26 protein-coding genes and 1 tRNA gene are annotated in these 25357 nt (G+C 65.8%); 14 read left to right on the forward strand and 13 right to left on the reverse strand.

The window, feature by feature from the left end; translation table 11 throughout:
* Positions 1–22 precede the first annotated feature (22 nt).
* Both IPG14_RS06950 and IPG14_RS06955 read right to left on the reverse strand, forming a co-directional pair.
* Positions 23–895, reverse strand: coding sequence for a hypothetical protein (locus IPG14_RS06950; protein WP_343391302.1), 873 nt, complete (start codon positions 893–895; stop codon positions 23–25).
* A gap of 101 nt (positions 896–996) precedes the next feature.
* Positions 997–2052, reverse strand: a complete 1056-nt coding sequence (locus IPG14_RS06955) for a serine hydrolase (RefSeq protein ID WP_343391303.1) — start codon at positions 2050–2052, stop codon at positions 997–999.
* 95 nt (positions 2053–2147) lie between these two features.
* Between IPG14_RS06955 and IPG14_RS06960 the strand changes: the two genes are divergently transcribed.
* Both IPG14_RS06960 and IPG14_RS06965 read left to right on the forward strand, forming a co-directional pair.
* Positions 2148–3119: a pyridoxal-phosphate dependent enzyme gene (locus tag IPG14_RS06960; protein WP_343391304.1), complete on the forward strand. Its 972-nt coding sequence runs from the start codon at positions 2148–2150 to the stop codon at positions 3117–3119.
* 46 nt (positions 3120–3165) lie between these two features.
* A complete protein-coding gene (locus IPG14_RS06965) occupies positions 3166–4113 on the forward strand; it encodes a patatin-like phospholipase family protein (RefSeq protein WP_343391305.1) in 948 nt (315 codons plus the stop codon).
* A 55-nt stretch (positions 4114–4168) separates the two neighbouring features.
* Here IPG14_RS06965 and IPG14_RS06970 read toward each other — a convergent pair whose 3' ends face one another.
* Together IPG14_RS06970 and IPG14_RS06975 are read right to left on the reverse strand one after the other, a co-directional pair.
* Positions 4169–4717 (reverse strand): carboxymuconolactone decarboxylase family protein, encoded by a 549-nt coding sequence (locus tag IPG14_RS06970; protein ID WP_343391306.1) that lies wholly within the window; start codon positions 4715–4717, stop codon positions 4169–4171.
* Positions 4718–4727: 10 nt separating this feature from the next.
* The gene (locus tag IPG14_RS06975) at positions 4728–5531 is read right to left on the reverse strand and encodes an SDR family NAD(P)-dependent oxidoreductase (RefSeq protein ID WP_343391307.1); all 804 of its coding nucleotides are present in this window, start codon (positions 5529–5531) and stop codon (positions 4728–4730) included.
* Between the two features lie 141 nt (positions 5532–5672).
* Between IPG14_RS06975 and IPG14_RS06980 the strand changes: the two genes are divergently transcribed.
* The 3 genes from IPG14_RS06980 to IPG14_RS06990 all read left to right on the forward strand — a co-directional run bounded on the left by IPG14_RS06980 (position 5673) and on the right by IPG14_RS06990 (position 9204).
* Positions 5673–6674 carry an amidohydrolase family protein gene (locus IPG14_RS06980; RefSeq protein ID WP_343391308.1) on the forward strand — a complete coding sequence of 334 codons (1002 nt, stop codon included), beginning with the start codon at positions 5673–5675 and terminating at the stop codon, positions 6672–6674.
* Between the two features lie 90 nt (positions 6675–6764).
* The gene (locus IPG14_RS06985; protein ID WP_343384079.1) at positions 6765–8243 is read left to right on the forward strand and encodes a nitronate monooxygenase; all 1479 of its coding nucleotides are present in this window, start codon (positions 6765–6767) and stop codon (positions 8241–8243) included.
* A gap of 163 nt (positions 8244–8406) precedes the next feature.
* Positions 8407–9204 carry an SDR family NAD(P)-dependent oxidoreductase gene (locus IPG14_RS06990; protein WP_343391309.1) on the forward strand — a complete coding sequence of 266 codons (798 nt, stop codon included), beginning with the start codon at positions 8407–8409 and terminating at the stop codon, positions 9202–9204.
* Between the two features lie 20 nt (positions 9205–9224).
* Here the strand turns inward: IPG14_RS06990 and IPG14_RS06995 are convergent.
* The 9 genes from IPG14_RS06995 to IPG14_RS07035 all read right to left on the reverse strand — a co-directional run bounded on the left by IPG14_RS06995 (position 9225) and on the right by IPG14_RS07035 (position 18217).
* Positions 9225–9299: transfer RNA gene (locus IPG14_RS06995), tRNA-Arg, on the reverse strand.
* Between the two features lie 194 nt (positions 9300–9493).
* Positions 9494–10612, reverse strand: coding sequence for a sensor histidine kinase KdpD (locus IPG14_RS07000; protein ID WP_343384077.1), 1119 nt, complete (start codon positions 10610–10612; stop codon positions 9494–9496).
* Positions 10609–11262 (reverse strand): potassium-transporting ATPase subunit KdpC, encoded by a 654-nt coding sequence (gene kdpC, locus IPG14_RS07005; RefSeq protein ID WP_343391310.1) that lies wholly within the window; start codon positions 11260–11262, stop codon positions 10609–10611. Before kdpC ends, IPG14_RS07000 begins: the two co-directional genes overlap by 4 nt.
* Positions 11263–11273: 11 nt before the next feature.
* Positions 11274–13331 carry a potassium-transporting ATPase subunit KdpB gene (kdpB, locus tag IPG14_RS07010; protein ID WP_343391311.1) on the reverse strand — a complete coding sequence of 686 codons (2058 nt, stop codon included), beginning with the start codon at positions 13329–13331 and terminating at the stop codon, positions 11274–11276.
* A 19-nt stretch (positions 13332–13350) separates the two neighbouring features.
* Entirely contained in the window at positions 13351–15078 is a 1728-nt protein-coding gene (gene kdpA / locus IPG14_RS07015; protein ID WP_343391312.1) for a potassium-transporting ATPase subunit KdpA, read from the reverse strand.
* Positions 15079–15260: 182 nt separating this feature from the next.
* On the reverse strand, positions 15261–15632 hold the full coding sequence (locus tag IPG14_RS07020; protein WP_343384073.1) for a response regulator: 372 nt from the start codon (positions 15630–15632) through the stop codon (positions 15261–15263).
* Positions 15629–15796 carry a hypothetical protein gene (locus IPG14_RS07025; protein ID WP_343391313.1) on the reverse strand — a complete coding sequence of 56 codons (168 nt, stop codon included), beginning with the start codon at positions 15794–15796 and terminating at the stop codon, positions 15629–15631. Before IPG14_RS07025 ends, IPG14_RS07020 begins: the two co-directional genes overlap by 4 nt.
* A 205-nt stretch (positions 15797–16001) precedes the next feature.
* A complete protein-coding gene (locus IPG14_RS07030; protein WP_343391314.1) occupies positions 16002–16700 on the reverse strand; it encodes a response regulator transcription factor in 699 nt (232 codons plus the stop codon).
* The gene (locus IPG14_RS07035; RefSeq protein WP_343391315.1) at positions 16697–18217 is read right to left on the reverse strand and encodes an ATP-binding protein; all 1521 of its coding nucleotides are present in this window, start codon (positions 18215–18217) and stop codon (positions 16697–16699) included. Before IPG14_RS07035 ends, IPG14_RS07030 begins: the two co-directional genes overlap by 4 nt.
* A gap of 265 nt (positions 18218–18482) precedes the next feature.
* Here IPG14_RS07035 and IPG14_RS07040 point away from each other — a divergent pair, with 265 nt between their 5' ends.
* The 9 genes from IPG14_RS07040 to IPG14_RS07080 all read left to right on the forward strand — a co-directional run bounded on the left by IPG14_RS07040 (position 18483) and on the right by IPG14_RS07080 (position 25353).
* Positions 18483–18995, forward strand: a complete 513-nt coding sequence (locus IPG14_RS07040; protein WP_343391316.1) for a DMT family transporter — start codon at positions 18483–18485, stop codon at positions 18993–18995.
* Position 18996: 1 nt separating this feature from the next.
* Positions 18997–19548: a DMT family transporter gene (locus IPG14_RS07045; RefSeq protein WP_343391317.1), complete on the forward strand. Its 552-nt coding sequence runs from the start codon at positions 18997–18999 to the stop codon at positions 19546–19548.
* A gap of 41 nt (positions 19549–19589) precedes the next feature.
* Positions 19590–20429, forward strand: a complete 840-nt coding sequence (locus IPG14_RS07050; RefSeq protein WP_343391318.1) for an SDR family NAD(P)-dependent oxidoreductase — start codon at positions 19590–19592, stop codon at positions 20427–20429.
* A 95-nt stretch (positions 20430–20524) separates the two neighbouring features.
* Positions 20525–21169: a nuclear transport factor 2 family protein gene (locus IPG14_RS07055; RefSeq protein ID WP_343391319.1), complete on the forward strand. Its 645-nt coding sequence runs from the start codon at positions 20525–20527 to the stop codon at positions 21167–21169.
* An 870-nt stretch (positions 21170–22039) separates the two neighbouring features.
* A complete protein-coding gene (locus tag IPG14_RS07060; RefSeq protein ID WP_343391320.1) occupies positions 22040–22177 on the forward strand; it encodes a hypothetical protein in 138 nt (45 codons plus the stop codon).
* 1 nt (position 22178) lies between these two features.
* Positions 22179–23018: an ester cyclase gene (locus IPG14_RS07065; protein WP_343391321.1), complete on the forward strand. Its 840-nt coding sequence runs from the start codon at positions 22179–22181 to the stop codon at positions 23016–23018.
* Between the two features lie 9 nt (positions 23019–23027).
* Complete coding sequence (locus tag IPG14_RS07070) at positions 23028–23825, forward strand: ester cyclase (protein WP_343391322.1); 798 nt, start codon at positions 23028–23030, stop codon at positions 23823–23825.
* Entirely contained in the window at positions 23822–24640 is an 819-nt protein-coding gene (locus tag IPG14_RS07075) for a tyrosine-protein phosphatase (RefSeq protein ID WP_343391323.1), read from the forward strand. Before IPG14_RS07070 ends, IPG14_RS07075 begins: the two co-directional genes overlap by 4 nt.
* Complete coding sequence (locus IPG14_RS07080) at positions 24637–25353, forward strand: nuclear transport factor 2 family protein (protein WP_343391324.1); 717 nt, start codon at positions 24637–24639, stop codon at positions 25351–25353. The genes IPG14_RS07075 and IPG14_RS07080 overlap by 4 nt, the downstream gene beginning before the upstream one ends.
* The last annotated feature ends 4 nt before the right edge of the window (positions 25354–25357 follow it).

The raw sequence follows: 25357 nt of genomic DNA on the forward strand, positions 1-25357 counted from the left end.
CGTCTCCTGCAGGAAGTTCCGCCTATTCTATGCCCCAGAGCTTCGCGCAGTTGAACCACCCGCCGGTTCCACCGAAGTGACCGCGGGCGGTGCGAAGCCAGAGGGCGGTGCGAAGGTTCACCACCGGGTCGAAACGGCGCGAGAAGTCCTGGCCAGCATTAGCGAAGTGGTAGCTCCCGTTGAGCTGGGCGAGGCCGTAGCTGCCGCCATAGGGATCGCTGGTGTTGTGGGCCATGGTATCGAGGCTGCGCGTTTCGCAAAGGATGATCTTGCGCATTTCCGGCCACCAGCCCGGCTCGTTGGGCCAGCCAGCCATGGCGGCGGCCGCGTCGAGCTGTTCCAGGGTGAGGAAGCGGCTTTCCGGGGCGGGGATCCAGACCGGGCCGGAATCGTCGCCCTGGGCGATGGCGAGTGTGAGAGCCGCGAGCGGCTTTGTCTGTTTGGGTTCGGCGACGGCCACCCTGATGCAGTTCCTGGCGCGCGCGAGGTCCAGGGGAAGCGCCTTGCTGGGGACATCGGAAGGGCGGCGGCCACCGGCCTCGACGATCGCTCGGACCGCGGCGTTGTAGTCGCGCTCGGACTGCTGGTACTCGGCGACGAGCACTTCAACCTGGGCCTTACGGACGTCTTCATTGGGCGTGCCGTGGGCGGCGCGGGCGGTCGCCTCAGCACCGCAGACCTGGATCGCCGCCGCATTCATCCTGTCGACGGCGGGACGCGCGAAGTCCCAGTTGGCGGCGGGCGAGGACGCGGCGCGGGCCTGCATGGGCAGCAAGTGCGCCGTGCCGGTGGCCGAGAGACCGATGACTATCAGCGTTATGAAGAGTGCGATTGCCCCGAGGCAGACCAAGAGCCGACGAAGGGCCGAGCCTTCCTGCGCGTCGTAATCCGGCAAGTGACAAACTCCGGGGGCGCTGGGGTCACACTACCCTACGCGAGTGCCCCGGGCGATACCAGAGAGCGTAAAAAGACGTCGCGAAAACGACCGCTGCTGTGTTAATCCGAGAGGGCGGCGTGGACCTCCGGGACGACACGATGGAGGGCAAGCCAGCCTTCGTACGAGCCGTCCGTGAGGATGGCGATCACGTACGCGCCGGACTGGGCTTCGACGAATGCGACGTCGTGCTGTGCGCCGGGCCATGTACCTGTCTTGTTCCCGATCAGGAGTCCAGAGTCGACCTCGCCGAGGAGCGCACCGGGAATCCCGTTGCGGATCGTCTGCGCGAGCAGGAGGTCGCGCATGTGGGCTCGCTCCCGAATCCCCAGACCCTCGCCCACATAGATCGCCTGCATCAGCCGGGCGAGGTCATCCGCCGTGGTCCAGAGTTCGACCTGGTTCACCGTCATCGTGGAGAGGCCGAGCAAACGCAGCGTTTGATCGATGTTGCCGGCGCCGAAGGCATGCATCAACGTCACTGCTGAGGAGTTGTCGGAGACGGTAATCATCGCCTCGAGGAGATGGCCGATGGTGATGCTCCCATCGGGCTCGAATTCGAGGCGGCCGGAGGTACCCAGGTCTTCGGCGGCGTCCTCATCGGTGATGAAGAGCCTATCGGAGTATTCGAGTTCGCCGAGGAAATGCCGGAGTTCGGCTTCGTAGAGGACGGCGAGCTTGAATGTGCTCGCGGCATAGAACTGGTAGTCGCCATTGACTGCGGCGGAACGGCCATCGGAGATGCGGCGGACGGAGACCGCGATATGGTCGCTGTCCTTGCCGATGGCGCCCTGGATAACGGCGAGAAGCGCCGGGTCGCCCACAGCGGGTGCGAGACCTCGGATAGGGCGCGGCGCGGGTGCGGCCAACTCTGCGGCGGATGCTTCGACGGTTGGAGGCGCGGGGACCTGCTCTGAGTCCGCTTCGTCGCGGGGGGCCAACGCGGCGATGGCCGGCGAGGTCTCCTCCGAGTAGTGGGACCCGATGGCCTGGCTGATGCTGAGGCAGAGGTATGCGGTAGCGGCGACGAGCGAAACGAAGGCGACGACCGCCCATTCGGGACGCGACCGGCGTTCCCGCGAATGTCTGTGCGCTGTCTGCTGCGCGGCTGCGCGCATCAGGCCTCCAGCCCCACCAGTGCGAATCGTACCTGAAAACGCCATAACGTGGCCGGGCGCTCGCTTCGTGGCGCCGGCTCCGCTAGGATCGGAGGGTGACAGACGCCCTTCCGATTTCCTTCGACGATGTGCTCGCAGCCGCGGGACGGCTTGAGGGAGTTGCCAACCGCACGCCAGTAATGACGTCGCGGACTTTCGACGAGATGACCGGTGCGACGGTGTTCTTCAAATGCGAGAACTACCAGAGAGTCGGGGCGTTCAAGTTCAGGGGGGCGTACAACCACCTCTCCACGTTGCCGCCCGATGCCAGGCGGCGTGGGGTCGTCGCCGCCTCTTCGGGCAACCACGCGCAGGGGGTCGCGCTCTCGGCGCGGCTGCTCGGGATCCCATGCACCATCTTGATGCCCGAGGACGCACCGGCTTCGAAGGCGGCTGCCACTCGCGGCTACGGGGCGACGGTGCGGACCTATGACCGCCTGCGCGATTTGCCGGAGGTGGTAGTGCGGGAAGCGGCAGGGCCGACCAACGCGTACGTGGTGCCCTCGTTCGATGACCCGATGATCATGGCCGGCCAGGGCACGGCAGCGCTCGAGCTGATGCGGGAAGTCCCGGAATTGGAGCTGGTGATCACACCCCTCGGCGGGGGCGGCCTGCTCTCTGGGACGGTAACTGCGGTGAAGGCGCTTTCGCCGAACACCCGGGTGATGGGCGTGGAGCCCGAGGGCGCCGACGATTGGGTGCTGAGCCTGGCGGCGGGCGAACGGGTGCTCATCGACCCGCCGACGACGATTGCGGACGGGGTGCGGACGCGGCAGCCCGGCCTGTTGACGTTCGCCGTGATCAGCCGCCTCGTTGACGGAGTGGTGACGGTCTCCGACGCAGCGATCGAAGAAGCGACGCGGTTCATGGTCCTCCGGATGAAGACCGTTGTTGAGCCGACCGGAGCTATCCCGGCCGCGGCCTTGATGAGCGGGCGAATTGCGGACGCCGCGGGGAAGCGGATCGGGGTGATCGTCTCCGGGGGGAACGTGGACGCGGCCGTGCTGGCGCGAATCCTGGCGGGCTGAGGTTCAGAGGCAGCCACCCCTGCCGAAGATGATGGCGAGACCTGAAATGCCAGACATCACGGACTTGACGAGGCGGGGGAACCGGCCGGCGCTTGTGCTCGGGGGCGGAGGCGCGCTCGGCGTGATCCAGGCAACGTACATTGAGGCCGCCTTCGAGCTCGGTTTCCGGCCGGAAATCGTTGTCGGGACGAGCGTGGGCTCGCTCAACGGCGCGTGGATCGCACTCCACCCGGACCGGCCGGAGGAACTCCTGAAGATCTGGCTTGGGCTGGACCGGTTGTCGCTGGTGAAGTTCCATCCGGCGCGGATGGCTGCTCGGCTGTTTCACCCGCTGAGCGTGACGACGAACGACGTCGTGCCGCGACTGGTGGAGGAGCACATGGGCGGCCACAGCATCGAGGATGCCCGGCTCGAGCTGGCCGTGGTGGCGACGAACCTCACGCGCGGCGAGAAGCACGTGTTCCGGTCGGGCCCGTTGAGCAGCGCAATCCTCGCATCGACCGCAATCCCCGGGGTGTTCGAACCGGTGGTGCTCGGGGGAGACCAGTTTGTGGACGGCTGTGTGACGGCCTCGGTGGACATGACGACGGCGATGGAGATGGGGGCAACCGAAATCCTGGCGATCGACCTGACGCCGCCGGCGAACCTTGCCCGGCCGAAGACTGCAGCGGGGGTGCTGAAGCAGTCGTTCAGCATCCTGAGCACAGCAACGACGCGGGCGGTCGAAGCATGTCTCACGAGCCAGATGCCGGTCAGGGTGATCCGGCCGGACCTTTCCAAGAACTCACCCTGGCGGCTCGACGACAGCGCCGGGTCGGTGGCGAGGAACCTGCGGCTGGCCCGGGAGGGGCTGCGGGGTGCGTTCGATTCGGACGGACATGTGGCCCGCGACGGGACCTGCTGGATAGATGCGCCGCATGCACAGACGGGGGAGGAGAGAGCCGCACACCTGCCTCGGCAGTACTTCGGCCATGGAGGCCGGAAGGCAAGCTAGTCAACCTTGGGAATGGTCGGCGGAGCGGCACGGGAGGGGGCGGCCGGACCACCTGTCAGATGGGGAGTGGGAATTCTTCGAGGTAGTGGAGATATTCGTCTTCGACGTCGATCTGGAGGGATTCGAGGAGACGGACGACGCCGCAATAGAAGGCGATCGTGATGACGAGGTCGGTCAGGCACTCCGAGTCGAGGCCGGCTTCCAGTTCCGAGAACGTCGAAGCGGAAATAGCGAGGTTGGTAACCACTTCGCGGGCGGCAGCCAGGACCGCGCGGGCGAGTGGCTCAAGCGTGGAGACCTCGCCGGCGGACTCCGACGCGATGGAACGGATGTCGTCGTCGCCGACGCCGAAGTCCCGCCCGATCTTGATGTGATGGGAGTATTCGTACTCTGAGCGGGTAAGGTAGCCAACCTGGAGGATGGCAAGCTCACGAAGACGGCCGTCGAGACGGCTCTTGTTGCGGATGAACCCGCCAAGCGTGCCGAAGGCGCGGGCGCCTTCGGGGCTATTGACGAGGGCTCGATTCAGGTTGATTTCGCGGGTGAGCAGGCTGCGGTCCTCGGGCTTCAGGTCGGATTTCGCGAGATAAGGGACTCGGGCCATGTTCTGAACCTCAGTTCGCGCGCTCTGGGCCGCGAAGGGTGGCGCCGCCATCGACGACGAGGACCTGGCCGGTGATGTACCGGGCCTGTTCGGAAAGCAAGAAGCGGACGGCGTTGCCGACATCCCAGCCGGTGCCCTCGATGCCGAGGAGCGAAGCGGACCGGCGGTTCTCGCGGGCTTCGGGGCTCATCGCACCGGCGCCGACCATCGGCGTGTAGACGGGACCGGGGGCTACACAGTTCACGCGGATGCCCTGGGGACCGTGGTCGACAGCCATCGCCTTCGTGAGGGCGATGACGGCTCCTTTCGAGGTCGAATACGAGGTCAGCCCGCGCGGACGAAGGGCGGAAATGGAGGCGACGTTGACGATTGCCCCGCCGCCACCGGAAGCGACCATCGCGGGGATGGCGTACTTCGAGACGAGGAACATGCTCTCGACGTTCACCTGCATCACACGGCGCCAGGCATCGGCAGACTCCTCGACGACGCTGCCCCGGCTCCCGATTCCCACGTTGTTATCAAGCAGGTCGAGGCGTCCAAAGCGGGCGACGGCGGCCTCTACGAGGATCCGGCAGGCTGCCTCGTCGGTGACATCGGCCGCGAAGGCGGCGGCCTGTCCGCCTTCGGCCAGGATCATCTCGACCGTGCGCTCGGCGAGTTCGAGCTTGCGGTCGACAACGAAGACGCTGGCGCCGGCGCGAGCGAGGAGCATGGCGGCGGCCCGGCCGTTGCCGATGCCATCGCCGGCTGCACCACCGCCGGTGACGATTGCGACCCTGTCACGCAGTCCGAGTTCGGCTTCGAGGTCTGGCACGGCGCATCCTTTCGCGACAGAGAAACCCGGTCTCGTGGAAATCCTTCGCGAGCGGGGCGCCTCAGCTGACGCACCGAGGCTACGCCGGTTGAGATGCAGCGAGCAAGGTGCGTAGGCTTCGCGGAACGCTGGAGGACATCGATGCCCGACTCAACTGATTGGCTCAACCAGGTCCAGGAAGAGACGCTGGAACCGGGACGCAGGATCTGTGACCCCCACCACCACCTCTGGGACCGGGGCGGCAACCGCTACCTGCTGGATGAGCTCCTGGCGGACACCGGTAGCGGCCATAACATCGTCAGCACCGTCTTCATCGAGTGCCTTTCGATGTACCGGGCGGACGGCTCCGAGGCGATGCGGCCAGTTGGCGAGACGGAGTTCGTGCAGGGCGTGGCTGCGATGAGTGCGAGCGGCGGGTATGGACCGATGCGAGCGTGCGCGGGGATCATCGGGTTCGCGGACCTCGCACTCGGCGACGCGGTCGCACCAGTACTGACGGCGCACATCGACGCGAGCGCGAACCGGTTTCGTGGGATCCGGCACGCTGCCGGGTGGCACGCCAGCGCGGACATCCGGAACTCGCACACGAACCCACCGGAGGGCCTCCTGATGGACGCGAAGTTCCGGGAGGGGTACGCGCACCTTGGGCGCCTGGGACTGACCTTTGAAGCGTGGCTCTACCACCCGCAGATCCCGGAGCTCACCGACCTGGCGCGCGCGTTCCCGGAGACGCCGATCGTGCTCGATCACTTCGGAGGGCCGCTTGGCATTGGGCCGTTCGCGGGAAAACAGAAAGAGGTCTTCGACCAGTGGAAGCCAGCGATCAATGACCTGGCGAAGTGCCCGAACGTGGTGGCGAAGCTCGGGGGACTGAACATGCCGCTGAACGGATTCGGCTGGGACAAGCGGCCGGCGCCGCCAACTTCTCAGGAGCTGGTGGATGCGACACGGCATTACTATGAGTACACGATCGACCGGTTCGGGCCGGAGCGGTGCATGTTCGAGAGCAACTTCCCGGTGGACAAAGTGAGCGTGAGTTATGCAGTGCTCTGGAACGCGTTCAAGCGGATCGCGGCCGGCTTCCGGGAAGAGGAAAAGGACGCGATGTTCTACGGGACGGCAGCACGGTTCTACCGGATTTGACGGCCGGCAACGGGATTGGTGCGTGCGCCCGGCGCAGGCGTGTAGGCGGACGCACTGACGCTAGCCCGAGGCTGCCTTACCATAGAAACAATGCGACAACGTCCAACGAACTCACCCCGCCTGCCTGAACTGATCCAGGGAGGGATGGGCGTCGGAGTTTCGAGCTGGCGGTTGGCGCGGGCCGTTGCCATGGCCGGTCAGCGCCTGGGAGCGAACGTGCTCGGCGTGGTCTCGGGGACCGGCCTCCCGGTCATCCTTGTGGACCGTTTACAGGCGGGGGACAAGGATGTCGCGCGGGCATTGAACGCCTTCGATCCAGAAGCTGCCAGCGAGATCATGGACCAGTACGCGGTACGCGACCCATCCAAGGCTCGCGGCCGGCGGAAGCTACCGCCGAAGCCCGAGGTCCTGGTCAACGGCAGCAAAGCGACAAAATCGAAGATGACGAAGCTGGCGGTTGCCTCGGCCTTTGTGGAAGTGTGGCTCGCCAAAGAGGGGCACAGCGGGCCCATCGGGATCAACGTGCTCGAAAAAGTCCAGCTGATGCATCTCCCAGTGTTGCTTGGGGCGATGATGGCGGGCGTCGACTACGTGCTCGTCGGCGCCGGGATCCCGCACCAGGTCCCGGCCGTCCTCGCGAGTTTCGCGCGCAACGAACCGGCTAGCTACCGGATGGACGTTGAAGGCAGCAGCGAGAAAGTGACCCTGAAGCTCGACCCGAGGGAGTTCGTGCCCGCGGGGAAGTGCCTCAAGCGCCCGAAGTTCCTGCTCATCGCTTCGCACCATGCCCTGGCGATGCGGCTCGCGGCGACGGTCGAAGTCGATGGCTTCGTGATGGAAGGGCCGAGCGCGGGCGGACACAACGCCCCTGCCCGCGGGAAGACTCTGGCGGACGACGGCCAGCCGATTTACGGAGAGCGCGACCGGCCCGACCTGGAGAAGCTGGCTGAAATTGGCAAGCCGTTCTGGCTCGCCGGTTCGTATGGTAGCCCCGGTCGGCTTGCCGAGGCGAAGTGCCTGGGGGCGACCGGCGTGCAGGTGGGGTCGGCGTTCGCGCTGTGCAACGAGTCGGCGCTGCGAGAAGACATCAAGCGCGAGTTGAGGCAGCGAATCGCTACCGACTCGCTCGAAGTGAAGACGAGCGCGACCGCATCGCCCTCGGGCTTCCCCTTCCAGGTGGTCCAGCTTGAAGGCAGCCTGTCGGAGCTATCCGTTTACGAGAATCGCCAGCGCATCTGCAACATCGGGCACCTGACCCAGGCGTACCAGAAGGATGAATCGGAAGGCGGCGGAGTCGGCTTCCGGTGTCCCGCGGAAGCAGTCGACGCCTATGTGAAAAAAGGTGGTAACGCAGCCGACGCCGAAGCGAAGGTCTGTCTTTGCAACGGGCTTGGCTCCGCCGCCGGATACGGCCAGTCGACGAGGACCGGAGAAGAACCGTTCATTGTCACGCTTGGGAAAGACACCGGGTTCTACAAGCAGCTCGAAGTGCAGGCCGACGGCAGCTACTCGGCGGAAGATGTCGTCCGAGCGATCATGTCGCCGGTCCGGGAACCCGCGGCGTCCTGAATTCTGCCGAGTTTCAACCGGGCGATAGAGATTCGCCGGGCGGCCGAGGCACCCTATCTTCTCTCTCCTCAAGGTGACTCCTCCAACATGTCCGGAGCGGGACGCTGCGTCGGGCATCGCGCACTCCGGTAGAGTTCGCGAACAACCGAGGAGGCTGAGTTCGATGGCAGACCGGGTGAGGGACAAAGTGGCGATCGTGTTCGGCGCCGGACAGACGCCTGGTGAGACGATAGGCAACGGACGAGCGACGGCGGTGCTTCTCGCGTCCGAAGGGGCGAAGGTGTTGGTGGTGGACCGCGACGAGAAGTCGGCGGTGGACACGGTCGAGATGATCCGGGCGAAGGGCGGCGAGGCGCAGGCATTCGTCGCCGACGTGGTGTCCGAGGCACAGGTGAGGGCAGCGATTGAGGCGTGTGCGAGCGCGTACGGGCGCATCGACATCCTGCACAACAACGTTGGGGCGAGTCTCGCACTGGGCGATGCGCCGGCAACCGAACTGGAAGCGGAAGCGTTCGACCGGATCGTGGACGTGAACCTGCGGGGGATGTGGTTCGCCTGCAAGCACGCCATCCCGGTGATGCGTAAGCAGGAGGCCGGTTCGATCGTGAACATCTCCTCGATGGCGGTCCGCCACGCTTACCCGTACCTGGGGTACAAGGCGACGAAGGCCGCCGTGATCGCGCTGACCGAGAACATCGCCGGGGCGAACACTCGCTACGGCATCAGGGCGAACACGATCTTGCCCGGGCTGATGAACACGCCGATGGCGATCGAACCGCGGGTGCTGGCCGGGACACCGCGGGACCAGGTCATCGCGGATCGGGACCGGCAGGTGCCGCTCGGGCGAAAGATGGGCACGGGCTGGGACATCGCCTATGCGGCGCTCTTTCTGCACTCGGACGAAGCGAAGTTCATCACGGGGATCTCGCTGCCGGTGGACGGCGGTTCCGGAGTCGGGTAGGGGTTGGCGTTGCGGTTGGGTGGTACCCCCGGCGGGAATCGAACCTGCGCACATGGTTTAGGAAACCACTGCTCTATCCGCTGAGCTACGGGGGCGCCTCAATTGCCGCGGCAAGGTGGACTGACACGATATCGTTCGAGAACGGTGTCAGTCCACCTTCGCGTTCGCTCAGCGAGCCGGCTGGCGCGATTCAAGCTTTGCGCGAGGGTTTCAAACGCTGGCTCCGGCGCCTTGAGGCGATACGCGCCGGCCACCGGCCATCACCCGCCGTCGTCGTCCGCTCGCGCTTCTACCGCTTCGAAACAAGGTGGACATCGATCTGGGGATGCACCTCGAGGAGGCGGTCGGCGAGACCGCGACCGAGGCTCCAGGATCGCCTTGGCACATGCAGGAGGACCACGTGAATGATGTTCTGTTCGAGTATGACCCGGGACAGTCCCGACATCACGTCGTCACCGGGGAGTTCTTTGAGGACGGCGTTGAGGTCCTGGGCAACGGTCAGGATGTGAATCATCCCGGACTCTTTCTTGAGGTAGGACGGGTAAGCGGCGAGTAGGTCGCCGTTGTAGGCGTGGGCCATTCGCCAGGCGCGCCGCAGAGCGTGCTCAGACTCCGGCGAGTTATCGAGGAGCACCAGGACGCGTTCGCTGGTCTCCCATCCGCGGAGGCCGTGCTCCTGCATGTATTCGGTGAGCCGACCTTCGACTTCGCTCGTGACGCGGCGCAGCGCCAGGTCCCTCAGGGCCGCGAGATTCCCGGGTTGGAAGAAGCTCTCGAGCGCGCGGGCGGCCTGTTCGGGCGGGTAGATGTTCCCGTGCCTCATCCGGGATCTGAGCGCTTCGGGCGAGATGTCGACGATCTCGACCTCGTCCGCTTCATCGACCACGCGGTCCGGCACCGTTTCCCGCACGCGGATGCCCGTGATCCCGGCGACAACATCGTTCAGGCTCTCGAGATGCTGGATGTTCACGGTGGTGATGACCGTGATCCCGGCCTCCAGGATGTCCTCGACGTCTTCCCAGCGCTTTTCGTGTTTCGAACCCGGTGCATTGGTGTGCGCGAGTTCATCGACGAGGACGACCTGAGGGCGCCGGGCGATGACTCGTTCGGGGTCCATCTCCTCGAGAGTCACACCCTGGTACACGATCGACTTGCGGGGCACGACTTCGAGGCCCTCCAGGGCCTCGGCCGTCAGTGGTCGGGAGTGTGTCTCTACGAACCCCACAACCACGTCCGTCCCGCGTTTTCTGCGTCGCTGTCCTTCCTGGAGCATGGCATAGGTCTTCCCGACTCCGGGCGCCGCGCCGAGGTAGACCCTCAGGCGGCCGCGGCTGGACGCCCGCTCCTGGCGTTGAGCAATTCGCAGGAGCGTCTCGGGGTCAGGTCGAAGGTCTTCTGGGTCTCTCATGGCTGGAGCGGGAACCTCTCGTCCATGGCAATGTTGAGTTTCAGGACGTTCACCCGCGGCTGACCGATGAATCCGAGGAAGGCGTCCTCCGTGAAGGCATCGAGTAGCTGGCGCACGGCGGCTTCGGACGTACCGCGTGCCGCGGCTACGCGGGCGACCTGCAAGCGTGCTGTCGCCGGCGAGATGTGGGGGTCGAGGCCGCTGCCAGAAGCGGTGACGGAATCCGCGGGCAGGGTGGCGTCAGCTGCGAGACCGTTGGATTCGCGGAAGGCGGCGACGCGCTGGGCGATCCCGGCGAAGGACTCATCCACTTCGGCTGTGGCGGGATCATCCTCGCTCCCTTCGATGAACTTCGCGCTGGTTGGCCCGAGATTCGAGCCACTCGAACTCGCTGCGTCGTAACCGGCCCCCGCGGCCGAAGGGCGGCCCTGGAAATACTGGTCTCCGGTGAAGCTCTGGCCGACGAGACTGGAACCTACCGGTCGTCCGTTGACTTCGATGAAGCTGCCGTTCGCCTGGCGGTTGAACACGGCCTGTCCGATCCCGGTCACGGCGAGGGGATATGCAACCGAAGTGAGGAGGAGGAGGAGGACTGTGATGGCGAACAACGGCCGGAGTTCGCGGCGGATATCCCGGAGTGCGTTTTCCATGTGCTTGTGCCTCAGGCCAGGTGGGCCAGGTTGACGAACATGTCGATGAGTTTGATCCCGATGAACGGGACGGCGATGCCGCCGAGACCGTATATGAGGGCGTTGCGGGCCAGCAGGGGGCCTGCGCCGATCGGCTTGTAGGCCACACCGCGGAGGGCCAGCGGGACAAGGGCGATGATGACGAGGGCGTTGAAGATGATGGCGGAGAGGATGGCACTCTCGGGGCTCTCGAGGCGCATGATGTTGAGCGTATCGAGCACCGGGTAGGAGACGACGAACGCTGCCGGGAGGATGGCGAAGTACTTCGCCACGTCGTTGGCGATGCTGAACGTCGTCAGGGCGCCACGGGTCATCAGCAACTGCTTGCCGATCCCCACGATTTCGATGAGCTTCGTCGGGTCGCTATCAAGGTCGACCATGTTGCCGGCCTCTTTGGCCGCCTGAGTGCCACTGTTCATCGCGACACCGACATCGGCCTGGGCGAGGGCGGGCGCATCGTTGGTGCCATCGCCAGTCATCGCGACGAGGCGGCCCTGCGCCTGCTCTTCGCGGATGCGTGCGATCTTGTCCTCCGGCCTGGCCTGGGCGATGAAGTCATCTACACCGGCTTCCCTGGCGATGGTGGCGGCCGTGAGGGGGTTGTCGCCGGTGACCATGATGGTGCGGATGCCCATCCTTCGGAGCTCTTCGAAGCGGGCCGCCATGCCAGGCTTGACGGTGTCCTTGAGGTAGACGAGTCCGAGGATCTCGCCATCATCGATCACGCCCAACGGCGTACCGCCTTCACTCGAGATGCGCTGCACGGCAGCGGTGTAAGCGGCTGGTGCGGGCCTGCCGGTCGCGGCGACGACGGCATCGGCCGCCCCTTTCATCGTTGCCCGGCCGTCCCTCCGGATGCCGCTCATCCGGGTCTCGGCGGCAAACGGGACGAAGTCCCCTTCGCTGACATCGAGCGTCGCGACGAGGCTGCCGAAGCCCTGCGATTTCGCCAAATCGAGGATCGACCGGCCCTCCGGCGTTGTATCCAGAAGTGACGACCTGACGGCTGCCTCGATGAGACGTCCGTTGCCCTGTTCATCCAGCGCGATGAACTCCGCCGCGAGCCGGTTCCCGAAGGTGATGGTGCCTGTCTTGTCGAGAAGAAGGGTGTCGATGTCCCCGGCTGCTTCAACCGCCCGCCCGGACATCGCCAGCACGTTTCGTTGCACGAGGCGGTCCATCCCGGCGATGCCGATGGCGGAGAGCAATCCGCCGATGGTAGTCGGGATGAGACACACCAGGAGGGCCACGAGCACAACGACCGAAATGAGGTTGCCCGCGTAGTTCGCGAACGGCTGGAGCGTCACCGTGACCATCAAGAAGATGAAGGTGAGGCCAGCCAGGAGGATGTTCAGGGCGATTTCATTCGGGGTCTTCTGCCGCGACGCGCCTTCAACAAGCCCAATCATTCGGTCGAGGAAGGTCTCACCGGGGTTGGCGGTGATGCGGATCCGGAGTTCGTCGCTAACGACCGTGGTGCCGCCGGTGACGGAGCTCCGGATATCGGTCCCGGGTTCTTTCAGGACGGGCGCCGACTCACCGGTAATGGCAGCTTCGTTGACGTAGGCGATCCCCTCCACGACATCGCCATCGCCCGGGATCAGTTCGTTCAGGCCGACGACGACGATATCGCCCTTCCGGAGTGCGGAAGAGGGGACGGTCTCGAGCGTGCCATCGGCCTTCACGCGCTGCGCGGTTGTCTGCGTCCGTGTCTTCCGGAGCGTGGCGGCCTGGGCTTTGCCGCGCCCCTCGGCGATAGCTTCGGCGAAGTTCGCGAAGATCACGGTAAACCAGAGCCAGATCGCGATCTGGGCCTCGAACCGCAGGGTGTCGAAAGGCTCGCCATTTACGAGGTCACGGAGATAGAGGACCGATGTCAGGGCGGCGCCGAGCTCGACGATAAGCATGATCGGGTTCCTGTAGAGGGTCCGAGGGTCGAGCTTGAGGAGGGAATCACGAATGGCGCGGGAAAGGATTTCCCGAGTCCAGACGTTCGCCTTCTTGCGCTTTTCGACGGCTACGACAGCCATTTGCGTGACTACCTTTCGTTCAGGACAGTAGGCCATCGCGGAGCATGAAGTGCTCCACGACGGGACCGAGGGAGATGGCCGGGAAGAAGGTGAGGAGGCCGACGATAACGATGACGCCGAACAGCAGGCCCCCGAAGACGAGACCGTCCGTAGGGAAGGTCCCAGGGCCGGGGGCGACACGCTTCTTGGCGGCCATGCTGCCCGCTATCACCATCACCGGGACGATGAAGAGGAAGCGCCCGACGAGCATGCAAACACCGATGCCCACGTTGTAGAAGGTGCCGTTTACGCCCAGGCCCGCGAACGCCGAGCCGTTGTTGGCGGCGCCTGAAGTGAAGGCGTAGAAGATCTCGGAGAAGCCGTGTGGTCCGAGGTTATTGGTTGTGTCAGTGCCGAAGGAGTTAACGGCGCCCACGGCGGTCCAGGTCAGAAGGACGAGGGAGAAGGCGAGGACGCCAAGCATGACGGCCTTCATTTCGCGCGCTTCGATCTTCTTGCCGAGGTATTCCGGCGTGCGCCCGACCATAAGCCCGGCGATGAACACGGCGAGGATGATGTAGATGACCATGCCGTACATGCCGGAGCCCACGCCGCCGAAGATGACTTCGCTCGTAAGCATGTTGACCATCGGCACAAGCCCGCCGAGCGGCGTGTAGGAGTCATGCATGCTGTTGACTGAGCCGTTGGAGGCGAGCGTGGTGGCGTTGGCCCAGAGCGTGGACTGGCCGATGCCGAAACGGACTTCCTTGCCTTCCATGTTGCCGCCCGGCTGGCCGTCGCCTGCGTTCTGGGTCATGCCGGCGTCCGCGAGGTTCGAGTTGCCAGACTGTTCGGCGACGTTCACAACGACGGCCATGATCACCAGCCAGGTCGTCATCACGCCGAAGACGATCCAGCCGTGGCGCGTGGAACCCACCATCTTGCCGTACATGTAGACGAGTCCGGCAGGGATGATCAGGATGGCCAGCATTTCGAGCAGGTTCGTCCACGCAGTTGGGTTTTCGAAGGGCACTGCCGAGTTCGCGTTGAAGAACCCACCGCCATTGGTTCCCAGCTGTTTGATGGCTACCTGGGATGCAGCCGGGCCCATGGCGAGGACCTGCTCGGCGCCTTCGACGGTGGTTACCGACCTGTAGGAGTCGAAGTTCTGGATGACGCCCTGAGAGACGAGGAAGAGGGCGAAGATGAAGGACATCGGCAGGAGGATGTAGAGCGTCCCCCTCGTGAGGTCGACCCAGAAGTTTCCCACGGTGTTGGCCGAGTGCCGCGAGAGTCCCCGAATGAGGGCGACGAGGACCGCCATGCCGACGGCGGCGGAAACGAAGTTCTGGAAGGTGAACCCGACCATCTGGGAGAAGTAGCTGGCGGTCGTTTCGCCGCCGTAGGACTGCCAGTTGGTGTTCGTTGTGAAGCTGACCGCGGCGTTAAACGCGAGACTCGGCTTCATGCCCGGCAGGTTCTCCGGGTTCAGCGGCAACGAGCCCTGGACGCGCAGGATGAAGTAGAGAAGCAGGAATCCGGCGAGGTTGAATCCGAGCAGGGCGAAAAGGTAGGCTCGCCAGCCCTGCTCGCGCCTTTCGTCGATGCCGGCGACGCGGTAGATCCCGGCCTCGAGGGGCCGGATCACGGGATGAAGAAGCGTCCGCCGGCCCTCGTAGACAGCCATCATGAAGAGCCCGAGCGGCCTGGCGATGGCAACGAGGACCGCGACGTACACGATCAAGAAGGAGGTGTCAGAGAGCGTCATTCGTCCTTCTCGTCACAGGTCTTCGGGGCGGAAGAGGCAATAGAGGACGTAGGCGCCGATGACGACGCTGATGATGAGGGCCGCGAGGTTCTCGGCATTCATGGGTTCAGATCCTTCTGAGGAATTCGGCGCTGAGGGAGAAGATGGCGAATGAGCCAATTCCCAGTATGAGGAAGGCGAGGTCAGCCATCGCGGTGGTCCTTTGAAGTCACTTCATCGACGAGGCGCACCAGTGCACCGATCGGAAAGGGTTTGGTCAGTACGCCCGCCGGTTTGAATTCCGCGACCCTGGCGGGCGCCAGCGGCGATGCGGAGTAGGCGATGACCGGCACTCTCTGGCGATCGAGAGGAGAGAGGCGGCGAAGAAGCTCCCAGCCGGTGATGTCCGGCAGGCTGATGTCGAGCAGGATCACGTCGGGCACTTCTTCGGTGAGCGCGAGCAGGCCGTCCATGCCTGTGAACGCGACGCGCACAGTGTTGCCGTGCGCGCGAAGCGAACGGGCGAGCACATCGGCGATTGGTGCTTCGTCATCGATGAGAAGGACGTTGGTCAAGGGGTGTCCTCCATCTCGATCTGGTAGAGGGCCAGGAACGGTCCGCTAGCGGGCCCGCGAATCTGGGTGAGGATCCAGCCGAGACCCAGGCACCGGCGGATACGTTCAACGCATGCTGCCGGGTTGGCGTAGTGCTCTTCCTTATAAACGAGATGCGTGACCATGGGCACAGCGTACCTTTGCACCGGTACGGGGTGCGTCTCTGAAAAGCGCCGGCGGCGTTCGGGAAGTGTCAGCTTTTTCGCCCGCGGTAGCGCCCTCATCCTGGCGTTGGTGTGGAACTGCGCCCCGCGGAGCGGCGATGGCAGTCAGATCGGCAACCGGACGGGCCTGGGTGTCACGTTCCCGTGGAACGATCTCCTGACGGGATCAGGGGGGTTCGTCCCGGGGCACTTCGATCCGATAGCCCACGCCGGGATCGTTGACGATCATCGCCCCGACCTCCGGCGACGCCATCGAGAGCTTGTTGCGCAGCTGATGAATGAACGTCCGAAGGATATGCGTGTCGTCCTGGAACTCGGGTCCCCAGACCGTGGCAAGCAGGTGCCGCTGGGTGAGGAGGCGGCCGGGATAGGCCAGGAGCAGGCGCAGCAGGTCATATTCGCGGGGAGTCAGGTGCACCTCCGCGCCGGCGACAGCGACCCGGCGGCGCGTGACGTCCATCTCAATCGACCCGGCAGAGAGCGTCTCCGAGGCTGATGGCGTCGTCCGCCGAATGGCGGCGCGAATGCGCGCTTCGAGTTCCGCCATGCTGAACGGCTTGACCAGGTAGTCATCGGCGCCTTCATCGAGCGCCTGCACTTTGCGGCGATCGTCGCCGACGGCGCTGAGGACGATCACCGGGACGTTCGCTTCCGCACGAATCGCCCGGCAGATATCGACGCCGTCGGCATCGGGCAAGAGGAGGTCGAGGAGGATGACGTCCGGCCTGGACCGTCGAAATTCGGTGAGCACCTCGGCACCGGACTGCAAGACATCCACACGATACCCATGCGCTTCCAAACCGCGCCGGACGGCGCGAAGAATGGCGACGTCATCATCGACCACGAGGACGCGGAGGCCGCTCATTGGCCGGGCGCTCTTGCGGCGGTGAGTTCGACTTCGAAAACGGAACCCGCAGGGGAGGATGCCACGCTGACTGTCCCTCCACACGCCTCAACCATCGCCTTCACCAGTGCGAGGCCAAGGCCGCTCCCCTTTGCCGTGCCTGTCTTCGAGCCACGATAGAACTTCTCGAAGATGTGGGGCAGGTCGTCCACGGGGATACCCGGTCCTTTATCGGAGACCCGAATGGAGACGCGGCCCGGTCGGGAGGCCGCTTCGATGGCTATCGGCGCGCCAGGTGTCGAGTATTTCGCCGCATTTTCAACGAGGTTGGTGATCGCCTGGAGGGCGAGGGCGTAGTCCGCGCGAACCCACAAACCCGGCGCTGATGCCGTCGTAAGTGCCCGGCCGACGGTTGCCGCTGCGGTGGCGAGCGCGACCTCTTCGAGCAACGGGCCTACCTCGACGGCCTCGAAACGGACGGTGACTCCGGCCTCCAGCCGGCTCATCTCCAGGAGGTTGCCGACGGTCCTCGAAAGGCGGTCCGCCTGTGACTCGATTGTCTCCAGGAACGCTTCTGTGTCGCCCTTCGACCACGCGACGGTGCTGTCGCGAAGGCTGGAGACGGCGGCCTTTATCGCCGTCAGTGGCGACCGCAGGTCGTGCGAAACGCTCGAGAGAAGCGTCGACTTCATCTCCTCGGACCGTTCCAGCGCTTCCGCGCGCATGGCTTCGCGAGCGAGGATGACGCGGTCGAGCGCCAGGCTGGCTTCATCGGCCAGGGCACCGAGGAGCTTCGACGACTCGACGCCCGCGGGGGGAGTGAACGGTCCGACCAGTCTGAGGACGCCCGGGGTGGTTCCCGCGAGCGGGACGAAGGTCATGGGCGCGCCGGCGGGCGATGCTCCGGGACGGCCCCGGCCGTTCAGGCGGACCAGCTGGCGGGAACGGATCGCTTCGCTCACGACTGCTGCTTCGTCGCGCCGGGGAGAAGCCGCAGACACGGAGTCGAGCGTCGCGCCGACGACTTCGAGGGGGTCCGCCAGGATAATGGAGCATCCCCTGGCCCCCAGCGAACGCCCGATCACTCCGCACAGCTTGTCCATGGCAACGCGAGTGTTTGGCTCGCGTGCGAGTTGCCGCGAAACCTCGAGCAGCACGTCTGTTTCGGCGTTGCGCGCGTTCGCTCGTATGACCTGGGCCCGGAACCTGGAAAGCATCGCCGCTCCGACGACCGCGAAGGCCAGGAAGAGGAAGAGGGTCACGGCATGCTCAGCTCGTTGGACGGTGAACCGGTGCAGGGGCGGGATGAAGAAGAAGTTGACGAGCAAGTCGGCGATGACGGCGGTCACAAGTCCGACCCGGAGCCCCCAGAGGGCTGCGGCTGCGAGCGTCACGAACAGGTAGAGCAGCGCGACGTTGGTGACCTGGCCCTCGCTGAGAAGGGGAGCAAGTACGGCAGTCAAGGTGCCCAGCACGAGGGCGACGATGGCCATGCCCCACACGGGCGACTGGGTCACACTCGCTTTCGGTCGAACCACTGGTCCAGTATCGCGCGCGCCCGACGCCACACCAACAGCGGTTCAGTGGGACGCCCCGGAGACGATCGAGGGCGGCAGCATCTCCGTCTCCATTAGCGAACGACTATCTGTTGAAAAGATGGGGGAATCCGCTAGGGTACCGCCCGGCTGAACGGTGCCCTTCGCGTCACTCTTCTGAGGGTGATGACGGGGCTGCCCCAAACGCTCTGCCGAATCATGCCGCAGACGTAGATTTTCGCCCCCTTGAGTGGGCGGAGGCAGCTTCGTGGATGTTGGTATTAGCCTTGCGCTGACGTTCGCCTATGGCCTGTTTGGGACGGTGCAGTCGGCAATTGTGGGCGCTGCCAGCCGGCAAAGAGGCGGCCGGGAGGCGTCGCTGATCATGCCGCTGGGCGCCGCCCCGATCCTCGCCGCCCTGCTGTTGTTGATCGCCCTCGACGAGGGACAGACGAAGCTCTCGGCGCCTCTGGACACTGCATTTGCCTTCTCCGGGCTGGTGCTTCTCTGCGGGGCAGTCCTGTGGCTGACCATTCGCGGGCTTCCCAGGTGGGTTGGCCTCGCCGGCGTCGTTTCGATCTGGCTTGTGCTCGCCCCGCGCCTCATCGCCGACCTCGGGCTCGCGCTCTACGTTTCGACGTTTACGTTGGGAAGTTGTGCCAGCGCCCTCGCCTTCGACCACTTCGGGGTGTTCGGGACAGCACGGCGAGCCGTTACCGCCCCGCGACTGGGGGGCCTCGCCCTGGTCGGCGTTGGCGTCATCCTGGTGAGGGTGGCCTGAGATGAGGGACGCGCGGGCCGCCGCGTTGAGGATTGCCCGGGACTTGCCGTTCATTGCGCTTGGCATCACCTATGGGGCGCTGGGGTCCTACTCCGTGGCGGTGATCGCGGCCGTTGGCAGGAAGCGCGGGGGCGAAGAGGCGACCTGGCTGCACATGGTCACGCTGGTCTGCGGCGTCGCGGTCGTGCTCGCCATCTCGGCGATGCGAGGCCACCGTCCCGGCTTTCCCCGTCCGCTAGACCGGCCGGCGGCGATGTGGCTGGTGGCGTTGGTCTTTGGCTCCTTGGCCCTCATGTCGGTGCGGGGGATCTCCTGGTACTACCTCTCCAGCGGCATAGTCTCGGTTGCCACCCTCCTCCTCATCACCTGGCTGCTGGTGCGCGTGAGCCTGGTCTTCTACGTCGCGAGTGGTGCACTTGGCCAGGTGCTCGGTTCGCTGGTCATGGACGAGATCGGGGCGTTCGGCGCCATCGAACGAGAGATCAGCCTTCTTCGGGTGGTTGGTGTCCTTCTCGTGGTCATGGGGGTCGTCGCCGTCCGCACCCCGAAATAGGAAGCGACCCAATCGAGAACGACCGAAGGGAGGTGTCTGGCATGCAGGAGTTCAGGGGGAGAGTGGCGGCTGTTACTGGAGCAGCCAATGGAATTGGGTTCGCGCTGGCGGAGCGTTTCGCGCGTGAAGGGATGCGCGTGGCGCTGGCCGATGTCCATCAACCTTCGCTCGATGCGGCCGCCGAACGGCTGCGGAGCGCGGGAGCGACGGTACTCGCACACCAGACGGATGTCGCGGATGCCGCGTCCGTCGAGGCGCTCGCCGAGCGTGTCTACCAGGAGTGGGGGGCCGTGCATGTGCTCTGCAACAACGCGGGGGTCGGTACCGTCACGACGGACCGCGCATGGGAACACTCCCCCGAGACATGGCGCTGGTTGCTGAATATCAACCTCTTCGGGGTGATCCACGGCATCCATGCGTTCGTGCCGAGGATGCGCGAGGGCGGTCAGGAGGGTCAGATCCTGAATACTGCGTCGAGCGCGGGACTGAACCCGGGTGTGGCAGGGATGGCCCCTTATTCGGCCTCAAAACATGCGGTCGTTGCGATCACAGAAAGCCTCGCCGCCGAACTGAAGGCAGAGGGCGCCGCTTTGAGAGCGTCCGTCCTCTGCCCCACCTGGGTGAACACGGACATGGGCATCCATTCCGAGCGGGAGCGTTCGCGGATCATGCGTGACGCGGCGATGCCCGTGCCGCCCCTGGCGATGTCGTCGATGCCGGGCGTGATGGAGCCGTCGACGGTCGCGCAGGCGGTGATCGAAGGGATCCGGGGAGAGCAACTCTACATCCTGGCCGGTTCCGCGGAGTCGTTCGAGCGGATGGTCCTGCGCCACCGCCAGCTGGAAGAAGCTGCCGGCAAAGCGGCACCGAAGGCGAAGTGAATCCGAAGGGGGAATCGGGGATGACGACGCTCGCGGACCTCGCGGATTCGACCCACAGATCCGCGACCGAGACTTCACCATTCAGGAGGTAAGCAATGGCAACCAATCGGGAAAAGAACCTCGAACTCGGCCGGAGGTTCAACGACCTCTGGAACGCGCGGGACCCGGCGTTCTGGGAAATCCCCGCTCCCGGCTTTGTCATCCACGTCGGCAAGGCGACGCCGACGCTGGAGCAGGCGAAGGCAGCCGACAGGCCCCTTCTGAGCGCCCTTCCGGACTGCCGGCGCGAAATCGTCAGAGAGTTGGCCGACGACAACTTCCTCGTCCACCACTGGCGCTGTTCGGGCTACCTCGCTTCGAACGGCCGCCTGGTCGAATGGGAGGGTTCCAGCGTCTTCCGCGTCGAAGATGGGTCCCTGGCTGAAATGTGGGTCTTCGGCGACCCGGCCGATCCCCGGCTGGAGTGGAGCTTGGAAAGGCGAACGAAACCTGAGTGGCAGGCGGAGACGCCAAGCGGACGACGCGATCTGGGAGATTTCGCCACGGCAGGGGCGAGACACTCGGCGACCCGACCCGGGGGCGACTGGGGGGGGCGAACGGTGTCCGCCGACGGAGGGGGCAACCCCGTTCAGACGGACAGCAACGACACTGGCTCGGCGGGCAGCATCGCGCACGGAACCCCGCGGGGGGCGCTGATGGGGGGCGGCGGGCGCGGGCGGTGGCAGCAAGGGCGCAGGTAGGGCGGGCGCCGGGCCCGCTTCTGGGTGCGGTGCGGTGAGACCTCTGCGATATCAGGGTCCCCCCACGGGGCGGCCACTTGCGCGGCGCCGGCGCAACCCGTCGACCGGGGGCGCTGGGGCCGCGGGCGCCGTCATCCTGGCACTGGCGGGGGGGGTTCGATCATCACCGGGCCGCGGAAGGGCGTCGGGGGCGGGGGCTGGGGGGAGGAGAGTTCCACCGCTCGTGGGGTTGCGACGCCCGGGGGGGGTCTGCGCCGGCGTCTTCCGCTCGGCTCCTCGACCACGTCGGTCCGAGTGTCGCACCGTGGCCGATGCGCGACCGTCCGACCGCGATCGCGGGCGCTGACAGTCGCGACCGACCGCCTGCAGGCGCCCGTTCCGGACTACCGGTCGGCTGTCCGGGCGGACTGCGCGGGCTCGGATCGGCATCGACGAGCGTTGGAATACCGACGGTCTCGACCGGAGGTCCGGGGTCGGCCAGGCGAGGGTCAGACCTTGGCGCGCAAGTCATCCCGGTCAGGCCTGCCAACGATGCCCGGGAGACGGCGGCGATCGCGGGGGAAGCGGCGCGCCACGCGGGCTCTTCCCGGAAAACGCGGACGCCCGGTCCCTCCACCGCGGAATGCTGGGGGCCGGCGCTCCCGGCTACGGTGTACGCCTGGCCCGAGCCCGATTGCGTCTTGCCGGCGAACTCGCACACCTGTTCGAGAGCGTCGATGTCCTTCTAACTCCCACGGTTGGCCTGGCCACGCCGCCGATTGGCACCGAGCCGAGCCCGGAAGTGCTTGCTCGCTCCATGCGCTTCACGGTGCCGTTCGACCTCTCCGGGAGCCCGACGATTTCTGTTCCTGCGGGTTCACCCAGGACGGGATGCCGGCCAGCCTGCAACTCGTCGGGCGCCACCTGGCCGAGGAGACGCTCATCGCCGCCGGTCACGCCTATGAGCAGGCCACCGACTGGCACAAACGGCGCCCGCCGCTCGCCGACCCCGACAGACTGGAGACGTGACATGTCCATCGAAGAGACCCGCGCGGTCTTCGAAGCCTTCAAGGCGGCAAGCAACGAGCGCTGGCTCGACCCGGAAGCCACCGTGTCGCTCTATTCGGAAGAGGGGAAGCGGACAGCGTTCGGCGGGAGGGACATGCTTGAGGTCGAGACCGCCTATCGCGTCGCATTTCCCGATTGGCAGCGCGAGTTCAACCGCGTCGTAATCGGCGAAGACGGCTTTGCGTGTGTCTCTCGGATTCGAGCGACCCATACCGGCCCTTTCTTGGGCGGGCCAGCCACTAACCGCGCCATCGACCTTGAACCCTCCAGTTTCTTCCGCGTGAAAGACGACTTGATAGCGGAGTCGGTCGTCGTCAACCAGGAGGCGGTCGGAGCGAAGATGTTCGAACAGCTCGGCTTGCCCAATCCCGCAGATCCGGGTCCCCCCGCCCGCGCGATGCTCCAGCGCATCTTCGAGGACTCGAACAAGTCACCGAAAGACATGGGCTTCATCCTCGAACTGTACGCCCCCGCGTTCGTTCGGAACGGCGTGGAGATGACGGCCGAGCGGTGGCGGCAGCTCGCCGAGGCGGTGTACCGAGCGTGGCCCGACGCAACTCAAGACCTAACGGACGTGACGGTCGAGGGCGACCGCATCTTCTGCCGCTACGTGATGCGGGGTACCCACACCGGCGACCTTCGCCTGGCAGACCGCGCGATCTCGGCCTCGGGGCGCCAATTCGAGGTCTGGGGGATGGAGATGCGGCGTGTGCGCGACGGGAAGTTCGTGGAGCTGTGGTCGAACGACACGCTGAGCCAGCTGCTGCCGCAGCTGGAGGGCGATAAGGCCTCGGCAACGTAAGGAGGAACCATGTCTATTCAAGAGACTCGCAACCTTTGGGAGAAGTTCAAAGCTGCCGACCAGGCGCACGACGCCGAGGCGATCAGTGCGATGTATGCCGAAGACGTGGTCTTCACCGGAACCCCGCTCCGCGGGCGGGCAGCGTTGAAGCAGCTCGACGCGACGTTCTATGCGGCCTTCCCCGACTACCGGCGTGAGTACCTCACGGAGGTGATCGGTGACGACACCATTGCCTTTGTGCACCACTACACGGCGACGCACACCGGCCCGTGGTTCGGCATCGAGCCGACAGGGATGCGACTGGACGTCACCGGCTGTTCGGTCATGAAGGTCCGCGAACGTCACTTCCTTGAGGTGCAGATCTTCCAGCCTGACATCATGGGCGCGTTGCGCCGCGAGGCGAACCTCCAGCTCGTCCGGCGACTGGTCGACGCTGAGAACGCAGGCGACGTCGACGCCTACGCCGCCTGCATCGCCGCGAATGCGGAGGTCTGGGTCAACGGGCAGCAAACGCAGACGTCGCGCGAGGGCCAGTTGGCGAGCATGCAGGGTTCGCTGCGCGCCTTCCCCGACTGGCACCGCGAAACGCTCTCCCTCACCTGCGACGGCGACATCGCCGTGCTGCGCTGGCGCGGCACCGGGACGCACCTGGCGGACTGGGCGGGCATCCCGGCCTCCGGCAACCGCGTGGAGTTCCACGGCACGAGCACCGTGGAGGTCGAGCGCGGACTCATGCGGCGCATCTGGATCGACATGGACATGGCCGGGGTGATGCGCCAGATGGCGAGAACCGACGGCTCCCCATGACCACAGGAGTCCCGAAACGACACCTCTCTTTGGAAGGCTGCACGAACTTCCGCGACCTCGGCGGATACCGGACTGCGGATGGCCGCACCACCCGCTGGCGGACACTCTTCCGCAGCGGGGACCCCTCGCTGATGACGCCCGCGGACATGGAGAGGGTGCGAGCGCTCGGGATCTCGACGGTAATCGACTTCCGCAGCGGCTCGTCAATCAGGCTGCTGGTCGGCACGCTCTCCCGGGAAGCACGTTCCTACTGGCCGTTGGCGTTCGAACCGGAATGGGTGGACCAGGACCTGCTTGCCAGGTGGCCGGAGGCAAGCCTCTCGTACATGCGCCACCCAAGTGCGCGAGCGCAGTTGAAGGCCGGGATCGACGCGTTGGCCGGCGAGTCGAGTCTCCCGGCAGTATTTCACTGCTCGCAGGGCAAGGACCGGACGGGCATGTTCGCCGCCATCGTCCTCGGCGTCCTCGGTGTCTTGGAATCCGACATCGCCGCCGACTTCGCACTGTCAGCCCGCTATTACGACCCGGAGAACTTCCGAGACTTGTTGGCAGCCCTCGCGGCACAGGGCGGCGAAGGCGCCGAGCTTGCGCAACGGGGCAGACGGGTCATGGCCATGCAGGCCGCAGGCGATCCCCCGGGTGCCGAGGCGATGCTCACCCTCCTGGAAGGCGTTCGGGCGGAGTACGGCTCGGTGCGCGACTACGCCCTCGGCATCGGCGTCGCCGAGGGATGTCTCGCGACGCTCGAGGAGGCGCTGCTCGTGCCGGAGGCGACGGCGACGCTGGAGCCGCCTGGAATGGAGAGGGACCGATGACGGTCGAAGACACGCTGCGCGTGTTTCAGGCGTGGAACGACCTCGTCTGGGCTCGGGCGGACTGGGACCGCGTCCCCGAGTTCGCCGGACCCCGGTACACCCGTCATGAGCCCAATGGCACCCGCGTGGTCACTGCCGAGGAATACGCGCGGGAGATCCGGGCGCGGAACCCCGGACCGGTCAGGTTCGACCAGGTCGCCTTCGCCGAAGACGACATGGCGTTCGTCACCTGGACGCGAGACGGCCAGCAGGGGCCAGTCAGCAGCGTGCAGGCCTACCGCGTCGCCGGGGGGAGGCTGGTCGAATCGTGGGTCTCGGCGGCCGTGCCCGTAGCCTGGCCCAGTGCGCCGCCGATCGGCGAAGGCGACCCCGAGGCGAACAAGGCCCTCCTGCGCCGCTGGTACGAGGAGATGTATGCCGGGCGCCGCTTCGCGGAGTTGGCACCGGAGCTGTGCGGGCCTGTCTTCATCCGGCACGAAGCGGCCGGGACGTTCGAGGTCACAGCTGAGGAACACGCCGAGCGTCTCCAGGCCAAGTACGGGGCGTTACCGCCGGGACCGGTGGCGCCATACCGGGCACTCGCCGCCGGCGACAGGGTGGGTGTGATCGGTGACGACCGCGGGCGCCAGCACGGTTTCGTGCAGGTCTGGCGGGTCGAGGACGGCAAGTTCGTCGAGTCGTGGTTCGCCGGATTCGCGCAGGCCGACTGGTAAACCG

This window comes from Candidatus Amarobacter glycogenicus, from assembly GCF_016704105.1.
Lineage (GTDB): Bacteria > Chloroflexota > Dehalococcoidia > Tepidiformales > Tepidiformaceae > Amarobacter > Amarobacter glycogenicus.